At 47.6% G+C, this 231-nt stretch carries 1 protein-coding gene; it reads left to right on the top strand.

All coding sequences use genetic code 11. The features are described 5' to 3' along the window. On the top strand, positions 1-231 hold a 231-nt coding region (locus tag AAEZ03_RS29055), incomplete at both ends, for an aminoacyl--tRNA ligase-related protein (RefSeq protein WP_350583474.1).

Consider the following 231-nt stretch of genomic DNA (forward strand, 5'->3'; position numbering starts at 1 on the left):
TTGTTTCCGTAGTGAAGCCGGCTCACACGGTCGTGATACTCGTGGTCTGATCCGTCAGCATCAGTTTGAAAAAGTCGAGATGGTTAATATCGCTAGCGCTGAGCAATCTGATGAATTGCTTGAAGCAATGACCGAACAAGCCGAATATATCTTGCAGCAGCTCAACTTGCCGTATCGGGTCATGAAGCTGTGTACAGGTGATATGGGCTTCGCTGCCCAAAAGACTTATGA

It is taken from the genome of Pseudomonas sp. HY2-MNA-CIBAN-0224, from assembly GCF_040310285.1.
Classification (GTDB): domain Bacteria; phylum Pseudomonadota; class Gammaproteobacteria; order Pseudomonadales; family Pseudomonadaceae; genus Aquipseudomonas; species Aquipseudomonas helleri.